The organism is Paenibacillus sp. Soil750 (genome assembly GCF_001428045.1).
GTDB classification, from domain to species: domain Bacteria; phylum Bacillota; class Bacilli; order Paenibacillales; family NBRC-103111; genus Paenibacillus_E; species Paenibacillus_E allorhizoplanae.
Genome location: NZ_LMSD01000009.1, coordinates 36,727 through 53,214, shown reverse-complemented (window position 1 = coordinate 53,214; position 16,488 = coordinate 36,727). Strand labels below are relative to the sequence as shown.

Below are 16,488 nucleotides of genomic sequence, written 5' to 3'. Positions count from 1 at the left end.
ATCCTTACTTCACACAGATAACTTCTATGACAACTTGACTGCCAAGAGGTGATGATCATTGGTCTAAAAATTTAAAAAACCGTTCCCTGGTAGAATACCAAGGAACGGTCGTTACATTACTTCAATGGATCCGGGTACACATCAACCGAAATGCTTTTCCCGTTGGCCGTAATCATTGTTGCTGTGAAGGAAGCCACCTCGACAGGTGTTCCATCAATCGCTGATATTGCTGGTTTGTAGATATACTTCGCATCTCCGCGATATAATCTGATCTTACTATTAATTGTGGAGAATACCCAGTCGGTAAGATCGACTTTACCGCCTGCGGTTGCACCAATATCCGCGTCTGTGGATGGATAGGTATAGCCAGCGGTTTCATCTCCTGCTAAAGGATAAGGCTGGTTAGACAATCCATTCACATTGTTAACACCTGTAATATTGGATTCAACTGCAAGATATCCTGAATCTGGTACAATGTTATCATTCGTCCATTTGACATTGCTAATAAAGATTTGAATACCGAAAATGGGTGCTACACGGATCACCGAACTGTTTCTAAAGGCATTGTTGCCATATTGATCCATTAGCGTAATATTGCTAAACGTTTGTTTCAGCAGCAATTTCTTGGCCACCGTATCGATGGTATTACCTGTAAAAATGTTAACGCCTGCTTTCAACTGCGACAGTCCCATAATTCTTGCTTTCCCATTATAAGTTGCTGTTAGTGAGCTAACGACTAATGGATCATCTTTAATGGCGATGTTATCGAGGAAAGCCACTTTATTACCCGTGTAGTTAGATGGCTTGAATAGAACGGATATGCTAGTTGTTCCAACATCCTTACCACGAATCCCATACCCGTCAGGAGCGTTTGCAACAGCACCATCAGCTCTTGGCTTATTCACTATGGAAGAAGCTCTCGTATTGGAAGTCGTGACCGATTTCAACTGTTGAATCGTGTTGTTCGGGAGCTGAACAATATTGCCGTTAGCATCCTTCGCCGTGAGTACAACTTTGCCCGAAAACATATTCTCTAAAGACACACCTTCTGTTGAATAAACGTTATTAATGACGTTCGTAAGTGAGCCTTGCAGCGTATCCTTAACCTTATCGACAGCATAAATGCCATTAGCAAATGGTGTCAGTGTATAAACCAAATTATTGGCTTCTCGACCTTTCAGAAGCTGCGTCGTACCAATGGCTGTTGACATTAAGGATGCTGATCCTGCGGCAACCGCAGCCTCATCCCCTTTATACAACTGAGCTGTAACCTGGTACGTACCTTCATTGTTATCGCCAACCTTGGCAATAAAGAAGAAATCGCGATCTCGATAATAACCGAAATCAGTTGACACTTTACCTGAGTCATAACCTTCTACCGTGCCATCTACACCCCTTACGATAAATGATGTTTTAGTTGTGTCCAAGAAGGCAGTTGTACTTCCTCTGAGTACATAAACTGCATCTGTAACCGTACCAGACGTTTTGGCAAAAGATAATTTCATCGAATAGCCTCGGTAATCGCGATCAAAATCCTCATTATACTGATCTTTGAATTTCAAACGGAACGCATTCTCCGTTCTTCCATTCACCATTTCGAGCGAAGGAAGCATCTTAGGTTTCGGTACAACGGAGAAGTATACGGTTTTCGGAAAACGCTTGGCAACAATATTCGTGCTATTCACAGCCGTTTTCTCACTTGTTAGGAGCGCAGCTTTAATCGTTAACGGACCTTTATTAACGTCTGATAAGGTTTTTAAATCGGAGACGCGAATTGTACCTCTATTTGCACCACTCTTCTCGATTCCGCCAATTAGTCTGCCAAGTGAATCCTTGGCGCCAACTGATATACTGCCGTTTGATAATCCAAATACACTTATCTTATCGGCATTTTCTACAACTTCATCTGTCGTAAGGATCGTCCCGCCTTGGTCTTTGACAACGATTGGCAAATAGAAATCCTCGTCACCCACCGCTACCGTATTCGGGAAGTTACCTATGCTAATCTCATAAGGCGCTTTGGAAGCAGCCACTTTCATCACCTTGGAAACGGATTGACCTGATCCAAGTCCCGTCAACGTAAGCGTGACATCCTGGATGCTGAAGTTAGTAAAGTTAGAAGCAGCTTTGACCTTCAACTCGGGAATGCCATCTCCGGTTTCGTCAGCAATAAAGTCAAATCCTTTTGCAGGACTTGTTGCAGACATATCGATTACACCTGTTGCAGTGGAGCTTGTTAACGTGCTGTTTGTTAAAATATCCAAATCCGTAACGGGATAACCATATTGGTCATAAGCCTTGTAAGGAACCGAAACCAGATCACCAGCCTCGAATTTCGTCTTCCCACTCACATAAACAACCTCGCTCAGTTCAACTTTACTAACCGATTGCAATTCACCAACCGTAAATGTCTTATTGGCGGTCACGGAGTAATCCGGAGCCATGATGGTGACGATCACTTGCGAGTCTTGACGCAGCTTGTTGCTGTAGACGGCATGGGTAACATCGAGCATAACTGACTGTGAATCACCCGCAGGTATCGCATCTCCATCTAGGCTTGTATTGATGGTAAATACGGCTGCACTCAGATCGGACACTTCCTTGTACTGATTCACAGCTTTAAAAGTCAGTTTGACTTTCCCCTGAGCAATCTTATCCGACGGTGTCGTGAAATCAATTTGCGTGATTTTCTCGTTGCCAACAGACACTTCTGCCGTTCCTTTATCCACGGTTAATCCGCCATCTTTGACAGCCTCAACCTTAACTGTATAAAGGCCTTCTGTCATTTTCGTATCCAACGTGATCGTCACTTCGTTCTTGTTGGTATTCCACTTCTGAGCACCTGTAACGACTGATCCTGTAATGGAGCCACGAAGAATGGAAACCGTCAACTTACTCGTGTCAGCAAGTGAGCCATTCAATTTGACCACGAGTGTTTTAGCTCCCGTAGCTTTAAAGTCAGCCACAGAAACTTTGGACACAACGGGACCTCCGGCTTGAATCAGCTGATAAGCTGCGTAAGCGGCATTGACAAGCAGCTCGCGATTCACTGTTTTGGTGAAATCAGCCATGTCAGCTAAGAGTCCCACTTTGATCGCAGAAGCCACATTCCCTTTCGCCCAATCGGACACGATGCCCTTCACTTTGGCCGTATCGGTTTCATCTGCCTCCAGCTTGAAAACACGTGCAAGTACAGAAGCTGCTTGTTCAATTGTGACTAAGCCGGCTGGATCAAAACGATCTTTCTCCACACCTTGCATATAGCCCGCTTTGGTTGCTGCACCGATATAACCTGCTGCCCAGCTTGCTTCACCTAGGTCTGTATATGTGGCGCTTGAAGGAACATCTTCCTTTAGACCATTCAACAAAACGGAGATTTTGGCAAGCTGAGCCCGTGTCACCTCTTTATCGAGTTCAGCTGACCCTGATTCGTCGGAACCATCGAAAATACCTTTGTCTTTGAGAGCTTTAAACTTGGATGCCGAGTCCATCGTTGTTGCCGCTGGGGTCGTTGCCGTTGTAGTTGAAGTAGTTGGTGTAGTGGCGTCTGCGTAAGCAAAATCGACGGAAGCAAACAGTGAGAACATCATGACGGATACCATGACTGCGGATAACTTTTTCTTCATAACGTTTGTTTTCATTTTTCCTCCATCATTCCTTAGTCGAATTCGAAAATCAATGCATACTGCTTCCAATCAACCCGCTTTTTCAAATGCAAGCGCTTACCAAATTGGCGGTCCCTCCTTCCATTTCTAAGACAAATTATAGTTTATCGGAGAAATCGTAACATACTAGTTATTTACGTCTATATTGAACTAACTTATGGTACAGGAACCATCTCGCATATAAACTCTAATTTTTCCTCCTCCGGAACTCCGTTGGTGAAACACCATGAAATTGTGTGAATTGTTTGGTAAAATGATGGACTGATGAATACCCGAAATCCTCCGCAATGGCCGTTATGGAACGGTTGCTTTCCCACAGGGCTGCTTCCACTTGCCTCATAATGGCTTTGGTCCAGTATGCTTTGGGCGATATTCCTGTTGCTTGCTTGAATAGCTCATGGAATTGCGTTTTCCGAAGCCCACATTGGCTCATCCATTCATCATAACCTCGACTTGCGTTCGCTTCCTTGTCCATTCGCTCGATAATCGGAATCATTCGGTAATCGATGAAGTGTGGCGTTGAAGCAATTTGTACAAGTGATAGAAGAAATGCTTTGAGGAGATTGCTTACGATTAATTCGGAATAGTGGTCACTTTTCCTCGACTGGGTCACGGCATGTATGAATAATTGCCCTAGCGAAGCATCATGCTGGATAGGCGTAACGACAGGTAGCATGTCCAGCTCTGAACACGGAACAATGTGCGTTAGCAAGTCACGATTAAAGTCAGACTCGTCCCAAACGAGATGTTGACTGCTTCTCAATTGATAATTCCATAAATCACAATATAAGTTATATGTGGCTAACGGTTGATCTGGATGGGCGTAAAAGGAGTGACCCACTTCAGGTGGAAAATAGATCAGATCACCTTTCTTCACCGGATATGTTTTCCCCTTGGCGCTGACCGCCCCTTTGCCTCCGGCAACGAAATGAAAGGCATAGCAATACCCGATTCTGCCCACCTCAGCTTGGTTGCGTTCGACTGGAAATTGATAATAATGTCCCACTCTTACATAGGGACTAACGGCAGTTAAGGAAGTCATAGTAACCCTCGCATTCGAAAGTAATTTAATGATATGAATGACCGGAAGAATTGATCAATATACGAACACAGAAGCAAATACAATAACCATATGACATGTTATATTTTCTATATTACAACACTTGTTGGAGGGTGAGTAGGTTGATTAAGCAAAATGGAAGCGGAAGTTTAACTAAGGAGCAATCGCAGTTTTATGAGGAACAGGGCTATCTCATCATCCCCCAGTTATTATCGGAAGAAGATTTGGCCTCTGCACGTGAAGCGATGACTCAGAAGGTGTCGATGATTGCGGACGAACTGTTCGCTGATGGAGTTATTACGGATAAGCTTGAAGATCGGCCATTTCCAAATCGGTTAGCTGAGCTATTTCAGGATCTGTCCGCCGAAAACTTTCTGAAATACGGCAGAAGCTGGCGCGACCGCATCCCTGGATACTTCACCTTGATGAGCAATCCGAAAATTTTGGACGCGGTAGAATCGTTAATTGGCGGAGAGCTATTCGCTAATCCGGTATATAACGTGCGGCCGAAGGTCCCGAAAGTAGCAGCTGGCGCAGTTCCTTGGCATCAAGATAAATCGTATTGGCCGGATGCGAATGCGAATCCCGTTATTACCGTCTGGATCCCACTTGTCGATGCCAATGAAGTGAATGGATGCCTCCATATCAAGCCGCAGACACATCGCAAACGTGTGCTCAAGTGGCATCGTGAAACGCACACTGGAACAGGGTATACGGCGCTCAAAGATAGTCAACTTGGCAAAACGGAAACCGTCGCCCTGCCTGTACCCGCAGGAAGCGCAATTCTATTCAATGATCGTTGCCTCCATATGTCCACTCCGAACATGTCCGATACGGTTCGCTGGAGTGTTGATCTGCGCTATCAACCTACAGATCAAGATCCTATGGTTCAGCATGGGGTCGGCTTCCTAGCCAGAAGCTACAAATTTCCATCACGTGTGGCTACGCTGGAGGATTGGCTTGCTGAAAGACCTGAGCATGAGGAATAAGTGGCAGATGCGGTTGGGTTATGCTGGTAATGGTCTGGAATAGCTGGAAAACCTCCAGTTAAATCCTCCATTTTTCACAAGAAAATGATTTTAACTGGAAAATATACAGCTAAAATCCTGGAAATACGCTCATCTGGCCGAAAGTCATGAAATTAGCTGTAGGAAATACAGGTAATCCCTCTCAACCTCGAATTTCCGAGAAAATAACTACCTTTTTTCCATCTATTTACCGTATCGGTCAAAACCTCCAGCACCAGATCCGCGTGGTTCCCGCGCTAGCGCAGTAAAAAGTCCTTCGGATTCATCTCCGAAGGACTTACAATCATTCACAAAGTTTTACACGCCGCCTTTGCGTATCCAAACTGCCATCTCGCCTACTCCTCGATTGCCCCAGAGATAATACGGCACCGCCTTGAGCTTCACTCGCTCTGAAACATCCTGCTGTGTGAATGGACGGTACGGCGTATCCTCCGACCAAGAAGCAGACTCATTGGCACAGCCTTCTGCTTCAATCACCACGGCTCCGCCTAACATACCTGCATCGTAATTCATTTGCAGCTTTTGCATGGCATCAATCGATACGGTGGCTAGAGGCGTTCGATTGTCCACTTCTTCCAAACAATAAACGAGAGGTCCGCGTTCAATCGCAACTTTACCAGCATTAGCTCGAATCGCGGGGTGAGCGATAGTCAACTGCGCCTCGACTGCAAGCTCCCACTCCACGATATCCCCTTGTACCCATTGCCGCTCAACGGATGCATAACCATTCACAGTCTCATAAGCAGTCCGTACACCGTTGATTTTCATAACTGCTCCACCCTGGCTCCAGGATGGGATGCGCAGCGCAAGTGTAAACGGATCTTGCGGAGCCAACGTTAGCTCTATGCTGACATAACCTTCCCATGGAAGCTTTGACTGCTGGGTACATGCAACTTCGCCAACGGCAAGCTCGAAGCGAGCCTCGCTGCCGATAAATAGATGCGTGTAGACCGTATTTAACGCTGGTGAAGTCGTGTAGATATAACTGTTCAATGAACTAAGCAAGCGTGCCACATTCGGAGGACAGCATGAGCAGCCGAACCACTTCTGCCGTTCTGCTTTGACATGATGTCGACCTGGATTTAACTCCGATGCTTTCGGCCAAACTTCCAGCGGATTCACATAGAAATAATGCTTGCCATCCTGTGACATGCTGCCAATAACATTGTTGTACAACGCGCGCTCCATGACATCCGCATATTCACTCTTCGCTTCTAGCTGCAGCATACGCTGAGCAAAGAAGATGAGGCCAATTGAGGCACATGTTTCAGCGTAAACCGTGTCGTTGGGCATATCATAATCGAAAGTGAAAGCTTCACCGTGATGTGTTGAGCCTATGCCACCTGTGATGTACATCTGCTTCTTGGTTGTGTTATCCCATAAGCGGCGGCAAGCTGTGAGCAACTCTTGATCTCCCGTCAATCTGGCAAGATCAGCCATAGCTGTATACATATAAACAGCACGTACCGAATGACCGACGGCCACTTCCTGCTCGCGAACCGGCTTATGTGCTTGATTGTACGCCATTTGCGCTACTGTCGGAATCGGTTGCTTCTTTTGCGTCCAATAGCTAAATCCTTCTCTTACCTTACACTCTTCAACTAGAAAGTTCGGTTCCGTACCGCGCTCATCAATGAAAAATTGCGCCAGCTTCACATAGCGTTCTTCTCCTGTTACTTGAGCAAGCTTAACGAGTGCAAGTTCGATTTCTTGATGGCCGTCATAGCCTCTGATCTGACCAGGTTCACGACCGAAAATCGTTTCAATATAGTCAGCAAATTTGCACATGACATCTAACAATTTTCTTTTTCCCGTTGCATTGTAATAAGCAACAGCCGCCTCCATCATGTGACCCGCACAATATAATTCATGTGCTTCATACAAATTCGTCCATGCCTGACCTGGCTCTTTGATCGTAAAATACGTGTTTAAATAACCGTTCTCATGCTGAGCTTTGGCAATCAAATCAATGACCTCATCCGCCGTTTGTTCCAACGTAGGATCCGGCGTGTTCGCCAGTGAATACCCCACCGCTTCAAGCCACTTGGCAAGGTCGCTATCCTGAAAAATGAAACCGCCAAACTCTCCTTCTTCAAGCCCTGCTGCAATACGGAAATTACGAATGGCATAACTAGGCTCTGCTTCAGCAATCGCATCATTCAAAGCATCCCATTGATAAGGGATAACCGTCCCCCGCACAAGCTCCATAAATGGACCCCAAAACGAATCATGTATGCGCACCTTGTTGTTGACAGCCTGTGTACTCGTGGAATTCACCATATGTAGAATCTCCTCTTGTTATCCAATTTTATATAACATTTGATTATCGACTTCTTACAGTTTATCCTTATAAATAAAGAGCAACTATGAATAATTCCAACTTATTTTATATAAAATTTAACACTCTATAAGGGAGCGAAACCGATGAGTGAACTTGGTCATATCTGGATGGAACTACCACCACTGCCCTATTACCTGATGATTGGCTTGTCCACCTACCGCCCAGGCGAAATGCACCCGAGCCGACGTAATTTAGGTGTTTTTGATCTTCTCTGGGTGACCAAAGGAACTCTATATATGGGTGAAGATGATAAAGAGTGGGAGGTTGCGGAGGGTCAAACCTTATTACTGCTGCCTGATCGTTACCATTACCCCGTCAAAGGCTGTTACACAGAGACTGTTTTCTATTGGATTCATTTCGACTTTCAAGGGGCCTGGCAGCAAACGACAGATCAGGATATAGGAACTCTTCATCTACAGCAAGTACGCAAGTCTTGGGAAAATTCGTATCGTATCCGCATCCCGCAATATAGCGCTCCACCCGAATTCGCGCTTGCCGAGCGACATCTCCGCAAGTTGTTGACCGACTCGGTCCATCATCGTTCAGAGACATATTGGAGTGAGCAGCAGCTTTTCATGGAACTGCTTCGTCTCCTTGATGTTGGACAATCACGTAACGATGCGTCACCTGCCCTGATACTCGCCGACAAGGTTGAAGCGTACTTACGCCAACATTATCAATCCGACGTGACGAATAGCTCACTCGCTGAAGAATTTCATTTTCATCCGAATTATATCGTCAGATGTATGAAAGAAATCTATGACTGCACGCCAATGGCCTATCTGCACGACTACCGAATCGAGCAGGCGAAGCTGCTACTCATTAAAACAGAGTGGTCCATTGCGCGAATCGCTGAGCATATTGGGTTCCTCAACGCACCTTATTTCTCCAATTGCTTCAAAGCAGCAGCAGGTATCTCGCCACTGCGGTTTCGGAAGCAGTATTCACTGTAAACAGGGATAACTTGAATGAATGACAAAAAAGCCAATGGATGTAGATATCCATTGGCTTTGCTAAGGTCTTCTTAAAGCACCTTATTAGCTACTAAAAGATTGAATAGAACTTGTGCAGCTTCGGCACGCGTTGCAATGCCTTTCGGATCGAATTGGTTCGCTCCGCGTCCTTGAATCAAATGCAGCGTTGCTGCCGATCTCACAAATCCAGCAGCCCATGAAGAGACTTGGTCTTCATCTGCGAATGCTTGAGTAGCAGTGTTTGCGACTTTCCCATTCTTGAATTCGTAGGCTCGAAGAAGTAAAGTAATCATTTCTTCACGGCTAATCTGTGCGTTCGCATCGAATTGCGTTGCACTTCTGCCTTGTACAATACCAGCCTTCACAGCGATGGAAACACTATCCGCGAACCAGTCGCTGGCTTTCACATCGGCAAATGCCAGTTCACCTTTTTCCGTAAGTTTCAAAGCTCTCACTAGAAGCGTTGTGAACTCGGCACGTGTGACACTGCGTTCAGGTTCAAAGGTTGTTGCACTCGTACCCTCAACGATCTGCTTCGCAGCAAGCTCCTTGATCACATTGGAAGCCCAATGGCTAGAAGGCACGTCGGCGTATGTCTTGGATACTTCAAACACAGCGTATTTACTAAAGTGATTAATCTCAGCTGTGATAACATCTTTATCTAATTTGCCACCTACATACGTCAGTGTTCCATTATTGGCAATATAATAGATGCCTGCCAATGTCGGGTTCACGCTTGCTGGAACCTTCAACTCAATCGTAATCGGCTGATTGAACGTGGAAAACTCATCTTTATTCCCATCTGCTGTCTGAATGAACAAATGGAATTCGTACACATCGCCAACTAGTTTATTTTCCATATTAGCACTATTGCTATTAACGAGATTTTTCGCTTCCCCTTGCGCGACGATGTCAAGCTTGAGCGTTATTGTACTGCCCTTTATTTGATCCGTTGTGAGCTTATCCGTTAGTTGGTTAAGCACTTTGGACGGGAACGAAAGGGTCAATGCGTCTGACTTGATCTCTAAATTGTTCTGAGCAATTAGGTCTGTGACATTCCCAGGAAGTTTGATCTCAGAAATGTCAGTCGGGATCGTAACAGTGGTTATGCCGTTGTGACTGTTGGTTAGTTGATCTTGTTTGATAGTGATGACATGATCCATTGTTGACTGAACGCCAGGACTATAAGTTGACTCTGCAAATACAGTAACCGAAGCTGTCGCTGTGAAACTGCCATCCACGGTCGTTACTGTAATGTCTGCTGTACCGGCTGAGATTGCCGTAACATTTCCAGTGGCATCTACCCTTGCAATATTGGCATTACTTGAACTCCAAATCACTTCTTGATTAAAAGCATTCGCAGGAAGTACAGTTGCTATTAATGTCGTTGTGTTACCTGCTGTCAAATTAACAACCGAATTGTTAAGCGATATGCCAGTTACAGCAAACTGTGGCGTCGCACTAACTTCATTCGAAGCCTCACTGACTTTCGCTGGATAATTCGCTTTAACAATAAAATAATACGTCTTGCCGTTTTCCAAGCCTATTAGGTTGTAGCTGTACACATTTCCATTCACAGTAGACACAGCATTTCCAAAGGCAGTGTCACCTGATCTCTGATAGACCGAGTAGGTAACCGAGCCATCCATTGGTGTCCAACCGATCCAAGCTTGGCCATCTCCAGAAATAACGTATTCTACAGTAGGTGGAGTAAGTATTTGGCCTGAAATGTCGATTAGTGTGCTAGCTGCTGCACCTGAACCATCATAAGCGTTCGCTACTACTTTCACTTGTCCGTTTTTAACTGCGGTTAATAAGCCGGTTGTGCTGATCCTTGCCTTATCTGTCGTACTTCCGTCTGCGTTATAGACAGACCAAGTGACGGAATTCGAGCTCGCATTCACAGGCAACACTTGTGCAGACATTTGCAACGTGCCGTTATCTGATGTAATTGCACTTAATCCACTTGCAGCTGAAATCTGAACAGACGTGGTAGGAATCCAGTAAGGTATGATTGAGTTCCCCACTTTAAAATTTGTAAATTCTGCCGGTTTAGCAGCAATACTCGTGTTTAGCTTTCTGACAAATACCCCCACCTTAGGAGTTGTCAAAGTGATTGTAAAGGTGTCTGTCACCTGTGTCCAAGTAACGCCATCAGAGCTGTAGTACCCTTTGTAGGTCGTTCCTGTTTTATCAATTTTCAAATAAATATCCCCAGGAGCCACAGGATCTGAATAATTTTTATCCGTTTGTGTGCCGGTTTTCACTTGTGAAAAGCGGATTTGTTTAGCAGCAGGACTTCCATTAGCTTGACGTCCTAATGATATTAAATTCCCGTCATCTTGATAAACAATTAAGCCTGCCCATTCAAAGCTTTTATCCGCATCAAATTTTAATTTTGTGGAAATTGAGAAGTCAGCTGTTCCAGGGTCTCTCAGAAGTATGTTACTTGGCTTAGTGCCTCCCCAGCTTCCTTCAATTGTCGTTAATCGTATGAAATTCGGATTCGCAGGATTGATAGCCCAGTTATCCCTATTTTCTCTCACCCACGTCCAGCCACTACCTAGAACTAATGATTGTCCGCTTATGCTGATTATTTGTTTACCTGTTATGCCGGAGCCATCTTTGGCAGTTGCAGTGACAGTAACTGTTCCGTCGCTTAGCGCCTTTAATACACCTGTTGCCGTATCAATCGTCGCTGTGCCCGTACCGTTTGCAACGGACCACGTATACGAGTTATCACTTACGTTTTCGGGTAGTACATTGGCAAGCATTTGAAGGGTAGCACCTTTATAAGTTACTGACGTTACGCTATTCTGGCCAGTCACGGTAATGCTTTTTACCTTTATGATCTGCCCGCTAATCGAAATAACCTGACTTGCCGTTACACCTGAACCATCGTTAGCCGTCGCAATGACTTTGACAGAACCGTCCTTCTTTGCAGTCAATAAACCATCGCTGTTAATCGTAGCAATTGTCGTTGCCGTTCCATTCGCACTTACAACAGACCAAGTAACACTTGTATTATCAGCATTCATCGGTGCTACCACTGCAGACATTTGCAGCGTGCCGTCTTTGGTATCGATAGACTTTGCGTTATCAGCCGAAGTAATGACGATATTCGTCACAGCTTCGTTCGGAGCCACAGTTACCGCAACATTCGCTACCGCCTGGATTGCACTGCCATCGATCGTTCCATTCACCGTAAAGCTTCCTACGGACGCATACTTCGATGAATCGATACTGTCCCACGTTACAGGTACCTGTTTCGTAGTTGCATCAGTGAACACCTGAGTAACAACTGCCGGTAATTGAGGAGCTTTTCCTGCAATTGTCGCAGCATTTACCCCTTTTACACTTGCAACTGTTCGATAAGCGTAATCGCCTAGCGTCGCTCGCATCAATCCTGTATTGACTGCGCTTCCCATCGCATTAACGATGTGCGAAATCTCACCTCTTTTATTTAAAGAAACCGTGGTTGCATGGCGAATTTTAACCCCTGGCTTATCTGGAACTTCAATACCACTCTCCATAGACACGATACCACCCGTAAAATTGGAGTATATCCCTAAGCCATAAGCTTCATGTGAATTTACAGAATCGGCTACCTTATAAGAAGCGAAACCATTCACGGTACCGTTGTTGCTCATCCAACCTTCTTGAGTCGGAACATCATAGGGAATTTCAGTTTGATAGAAGTAAGTCCGTCCCCTTTCTCCATTCCATACCGTCTGGTATTCATGAAAATGTTCCACAAAAAGGCCATACATAGTTACGTCATTTCCATTAACAATCATTCCGTTGATAGTCGTATTGGAATCCCATCCAGCACCTGTACCATGATCGGCACGCCATACCCAGAAATGATCGCCAATGACATTGTTGCTGTTGATTTCGATACTGACGTCTGCTTTGGCAAGCGCATCGCCGCCGACTCTGAAATATAGATCATGCAAAGAAGTCGGATTTGCTGAATGATCGTTTGAACTGCCTTTAGGACCAACCTCCATAAGGACAGGTGAGTTCACACTTCCTGCTTCAAATAGGAGACCGGCAATTTTCACACCATCTACATCCGCTACGGAAAGGGCCACAATTCCGTTGTCTGAATGTAAGGTTGCAAGTCCAAGACCAAGTACAACCGTATTAGGCTTCGTTACTTTAACCGTATCCGTGAAATGATAAACACCTGGCGTGAACAACAAGTGCTTACCTTGATCAAGCGCAGAATTAATGGTAGTAACCGATGTTGACGGATCAGCAATCAAGAAATCTTCAATCGCAATTGAAGTTCCCGCCGTCGTCCCCGTTGACCAACTTGTTCCAATTTTATTAGTGACCGCATTTGGAACAAACACTTTGTACTTTTTAGTCACCGAATCGAAGGTTAGAAATGGCTTTTCACGAATAACCGGTACTTTGTCTACAACTGTGAAAGCTTTCGTAGGCCAATCTTCTGCAGGTGCATTCTCGGAACCAACAATGGTTGTATTCCATAATGATCCATTCCATGTGCCCCATTTACTGTTTCTCGTGAACCATTGCTGCTGAGATCCTGAGTTTACAGTGCCATCAACTAACGAGTCTGCCAAATATCCGCCGCTTGCCCATCCTCCTTGGTCGTGAAGCGACAAATTACCTTTCACATGCAACCGTCGAATAGGTGCTGCTTGTGAGACCGCAAACTTCATATCTCCGTTAGAAGGTGCTACAGCCAAGTTTTCGACGGAACGCCAAAAGTTTTGAGTCGCGTTGTTTTTTTCCATCCAATTGGCATCTACCGTTACGCCGCCATTGATGGTGACATCGTCGGGAACTTGGCCCAAACCGGACACTTGCGTATAGAAACCAACTTTAATACTAGCCTTATAGGCGCCTGGCTTGAAAAGCATGGCATACCTTTGCGTACCGAATTGATTGGTTTCTTGCTTTGCGAATAATTCGGCACTTTTCGTTTCAACGTCGACAGCTGTTTGCGTCGGGTCCGCGAGCGGATCAAATACAAAGACATTAGGTCCGAAATTAGGCTCAGTCAGTGCTGATGTTAACACAGAAAGTGCGGATTCTGCGCCAGCGCTTACCGATGAAACCTTGTAGTAATAGCGCGTATTCGCAGCTAGACCTGCATCCGTATAACTGGTTAATGAAATAGCCGAGGAATTAACCTTGGCGAATGTACCATTGCTGCTTGGCGAACGGTACACGTTATAACTATTAGCACCCTGAACAGTTGTCCACGTTAAACTGGCCGAATTAGTTGTTGTCGTAACCACAGGCTGATCAGGTCCAGCCGCAAGGGTTACACCAGATCCTAAAGTAAATAAACTAAATAAAATCGTAATTGCTAACACGACAGATAAACTTCTTTTTAACATATACCTACCTCCATATTAATTACGTTGTCGCCTGTCTCTGATGGCACATTATTAAGCGCTTTCACAAAACTGACTAGCCCCTTTCTTTAAACTTAACCTTGTCTCACAGCAGCTTGTCCGTTGTGTGATTCTCCTCTCATTTTAACTATTAAAAGAAAGCAGGATAAGAAAACAAATTGACCATTATGGCTAATTTTTTAACCTTTACCTACATATTCAGTTTATTAACATATGTATAATTAAAAAAGAACCTCACGACGTATCGTAAGGCTCTTCAACAATTACTTATTTCGTACAAGCTCCCACTGCTTCTCATGGATTGCTTGCTTCGTGAGTTCCGAGAAATCGAGGTGTCCATTCTCATCGTTAATTTCGATCTCATATAATTTTTGTTCCACTGGGTGAAAGAATGTACTTTGGATGTGCCCCCGATCACCTACTGAACCATACACCTTAAAAACTGAATGATCCCAGTGAAGTTGACTTGTCGTTAGTGCCGCAGACCTCAAGTGTAAGATAGCTGTTCCTTCTCGTACTAGTAGAATAATCGGAATGACGTCGACTTCCATATAATGCCATGCAGCACCTTCGAGTTTGGATTCTTGATCAACATGGAGGCTTAATCTCGATTAGAAGCAATCTGATGATAATAGAGAGCCGTTTGCTCCTCGTCTTCATTTTTCTGATAGGGATATAGTATATTGCCACTGCCATCGTATACGAATACTTTATTTTTCCCATTCCCATTCTTGATTAACTCATTGATCCCTTTGAAAATAGTATCGCTATCTTGCTGGGCTTCCACTACGCCAAGTGGTAAATCAACGAGCATATTAATTACTTGATTGGTCTGGCTGAGGTTCTCCGAGTATTGGTTAGCCGATCCGGTATCTCCACTATTTTTGCTCAAACAACGATTATTGTTTAAGAGATCTTACGCCGATGTTAGCCTACAATAGGCACAGCAAAAAGAGCTAAACGTAAAGCACGCTTAACTCTTTCTAATAATTTGAGCTGACTTAACTTAACCCCCGTAAAAATTCGCCTGTGGGCCTTTCACATCTAGCTTTATTCGAAACAAACCACCTGCATGGGGTTGATTCACGCGATCCTCATCACCCACACCTACACTAGCCGTCGTGATATACAATTCATTCATTTGCTCTCCGCCAAATGCACAAGAGCTTGTTCTCTCCACAGGAACAGCAATCGAGCCTATTTTCTCACCCGTCAACGGGTTATAACGCCCTACCTGCCAGCCCCCCCATTGCGCAATCCATAACATGCCATGGTTATCCACAGCCATCCCATCTGGAAAACCTTCACCCTCGGCTATGATGACCACTGTCCGCGGATTGGAGATTCGCCCTGATTCGCTATCATAGTCATAGGCTACAACTTTCTTCGTCGGAGAATCGATGTAATACATGATGGTGTTATCAGGGCTCCAGCCTAGTCCATTGGATACTGTGATGCAGCCATCTTCGATGGTACGAACGGTTCCGTCGATATCAAGACAATACAGTGAACCTGTTGTGACTGACTCACTTTGTGCCATCGTGCCTGCCCAGAACCGGCCAGCTCGATCACATTTGCCATCATTAAACCGATTGTTTGGCAAATGACTCTCTGGATCCTCAAGGAGTGTTAACGTCTCGGTTTCCAAATCCAGCAGATGAAAGCCTCGCTCCATAGCAAGAACCATGCCACCTTGCTGTCTTGGCACGGCGGCTCCGACCTTTTGATCCAATGCAATTGTCCGGTTACTTCCATCAGCGGGTTTATACAGATGTATGGCTTGTCCATTAATATCAACCCAGATTAATTGCCCTGTCGTGTGGTCCCAGACGGGACCTTCGCCAAGATTAGCTTGTATATTCCCAATGCGCTCAATTCCAGTATATTCGTGTGCCATTACCATGCCTCCTTAGATATTCGTTCGTAATTGTCGTCATGCAATTATAACGCTGAAACGGGTCAAAAGTTGTGCCCTGATACGCTAACTTCAGTCTACCAGTTCCCTACTAACGTGGTCATGAATATGA

Annotated in this window: 9 protein-coding genes; 2 read left to right on the top strand and 7 right to left on the bottom strand. The window is 44.9% G+C overall.

Features of this window, described 5'->3' with window-relative positions; all coding sequences use genetic code 11:
• Positions 1 to 116 precede the first annotated feature (116 nt).
• Both ASL11_RS09855 and ASL11_RS09850 read right to left on the bottom strand, forming a co-directional pair.
• Complete coding sequence (locus tag ASL11_RS09855) at positions 117 to 3,641, bottom strand: S-layer homology domain-containing protein (RefSeq protein WP_056613017.1); 3,525 nt, start codon at positions 3,639 to 3,641, stop codon at positions 117 to 119.
• Positions 3,642 to 3,852: 211 nt separating this feature from the next.
• Positions 3,853 to 4,707: an AraC family transcriptional regulator gene (locus tag ASL11_RS09850; protein WP_056613016.1), complete on the bottom strand. Its 855-nt coding sequence runs from the start codon at positions 4,705 to 4,707 to the stop codon at positions 3,853 to 3,855.
• Between the two features lie 140 nt (positions 4,708 to 4,847).
• Between ASL11_RS09850 and ASL11_RS09845 the strand changes: the two genes are divergently transcribed.
• Complete coding sequence (locus tag ASL11_RS09845; RefSeq protein ID WP_056613013.1) at positions 4,848 to 5,714, top strand: phytanoyl-CoA dioxygenase family protein; 867 nt, start codon at positions 4,848 to 4,850, stop codon at positions 5,712 to 5,714.
• A gap of 336 nt (positions 5,715 to 6,050) precedes the next feature.
• Here the strand turns inward: ASL11_RS09845 and ASL11_RS09840 are convergent, their stop codons facing one another.
• A complete protein-coding gene (locus ASL11_RS09840) occupies positions 6,051 to 8,033 on the bottom strand; it encodes a glycoside hydrolase family 127 protein (RefSeq protein ID WP_056613011.1) in 1,983 nt (660 codons plus the stop codon).
• Between the two features lie 144 nt (positions 8,034 to 8,177).
• On the opposite strand from ASL11_RS09840, the gene ASL11_RS09835 reads away from it, so the two are divergent.
• On the top strand, positions 8,178 to 9,047 hold the full coding sequence (locus ASL11_RS09835; RefSeq protein ID WP_056613009.1) for a helix-turn-helix transcriptional regulator: 870 nt from the start codon (positions 8,178 to 8,180) through the stop codon (positions 9,045 to 9,047).
• 71 nt (positions 9,048 to 9,118) lie between these two features.
• Here ASL11_RS09835 and ASL11_RS09830 read toward each other — a convergent pair whose 3' ends face one another.
• The 4 genes from ASL11_RS09830 to ASL11_RS09815 form a co-directional block, all read right to left on the bottom strand.
• Positions 9,119 to 14,443 carry an Ig-like domain-containing protein gene (locus ASL11_RS09830; RefSeq protein WP_056613006.1) on the bottom strand — a complete coding sequence of 1,775 codons (5,325 nt, stop codon included), beginning with the start codon at positions 14,441 to 14,443 and terminating at the stop codon, positions 9,119 to 9,121.
• A 281-nt stretch (positions 14,444 to 14,724) separates the two neighbouring features.
• Positions 14,725 to 15,012 carry a hypothetical protein gene (locus ASL11_RS09825; protein WP_056613004.1) on the bottom strand — a complete coding sequence of 96 codons (288 nt, stop codon included), beginning with the start codon at positions 15,010 to 15,012 and terminating at the stop codon, positions 14,725 to 14,727.
• 50 nt (positions 15,013 to 15,062) lie between these two features.
• Positions 15,063 to 15,353, bottom strand: a complete 291-nt coding sequence (locus ASL11_RS09820; protein ID WP_157256873.1) for a hypothetical protein — start codon at positions 15,351 to 15,353, stop codon at positions 15,063 to 15,065.
• A gap of 114 nt (positions 15,354 to 15,467) precedes the next feature.
• On the bottom strand, positions 15,468 to 16,358 hold the full coding sequence (locus tag ASL11_RS09815; protein WP_056612999.1) for an SMP-30/gluconolactonase/LRE family protein: 891 nt from the start codon (positions 16,356 to 16,358) through the stop codon (positions 15,468 to 15,470).
• Positions 16,359 to 16,488: the final 130 nt, after the last annotated feature.